The following is a 1,150-nucleotide window of genomic DNA, read 5'->3' as shown; positions in this document are numbered from 1 at the left end:
GGTTTTGTTTTCTTTCTGCTACTCTCCAGTATTGGTCTAATTTTTTTAAATTGTTCTTTACTTATATCGCTTGGATAGCTTTTTTGCATAGATATACCTCTTTCTTAACTATGCTTATTTTACCTCATATTTTCGAGATCCTTAACAGGTTCTAAGGAGCTTTTCGAATACGCTCAGATCCTATTTTGCATATGCAACTTCTCTTACTTACTGACGATCCCGATTGATAATGTCCTGGCAGCAAAAGCTGTAAATTGTTTAGCATTGTCAAAGTTATCAACTGATGGCATTTCTGCGACAACAGCAACAGCAGTAAGATATCCTATACCTTTTATAGTCTTAAGGTTTTCCACCATATTTTTTAGATGTGGATAGTTATTTATATGCTCATTAATTTCTTTTTCGAGAACAATAATTTGCTCCTCTATTGCCAAAATTACTTTAGATATAGCTTCTTTGCAACTGGAATGCATATTTTTGTTTTCCAAGCGATTTGTCTGTTGCACCTTATCATCTTTTGGCAATTGCATGCAACGGTAAAGCTCCCTCAAATGCCTCATTTCAGGTGCAATGGGCTTCCAAAGAGCAGGTTTGTTGGCGATACAAAATCTAGCTATCATAGCTGCATCTGATTTATCTGTCTTATTTCTGAGCAGCTCACTTTTGCCAAAAGCTTTGATTTGGGCTGGGTTTACTATACTGACATTATGTCCTAAATCGTGCATAAAAGTAGCCAAATCTTCTCCATACCAACTAGTTGCTTCAAGACATAAATGAGTAAGATTTGCTCCATGGCCATTGCACCAAACTACAAGTTTTGCAAAACCATCTTGATTATTTTGAAAGACTTTGTGTCGTTTTTTACTGTCCACTAACAAACATCAAATTTCTTTTTTGAAATATCCACACCCAAAATAGCATTTACTTGCATAAAATTGCCTCCAAGACTATAAATAAACTGAGAGTTTAGACTAACCTTGTAATACGGGATATAATTCCAAAAGATACTGTTCAGTCTTTAACTCTATGGGAGGGAAGCAAAATCTGGCTTAATGGCATTAGTGTCGCATCAGCTTCACCCTCCCTTTGAGGTATTTTAGCTCTAATGCCTCACATCATAAAGATACAAGTGTCACGCACTGGCATGACA

1 pseudogene is annotated in these 1,150 nt (G+C 36.1%); it reads right to left on the bottom strand.

Annotated features, from left to right (window positions below):
* Positions 1 to 157: 157 nt before the first annotated feature.
* Positions 158 to 931: pseudogene (locus OZD63_RS00365) on the bottom strand (IS110 family RNA-guided transposase); the annotation flags it as partial.
* Positions 932 to 1,150 lie beyond the last annotated feature (219 nt).

Origin of the sequence: Wolbachia endosymbiont of Drosophila leontia (assembly GCF_028981785.1) — a bacterium.
Classification (GTDB): Bacteria; Pseudomonadota; Alphaproteobacteria; order Rickettsiales; family Anaplasmataceae; genus Wolbachia; species Wolbachia pipientis.
This window is presented reverse-complemented; position numbering and strand designations above follow the sequence as displayed.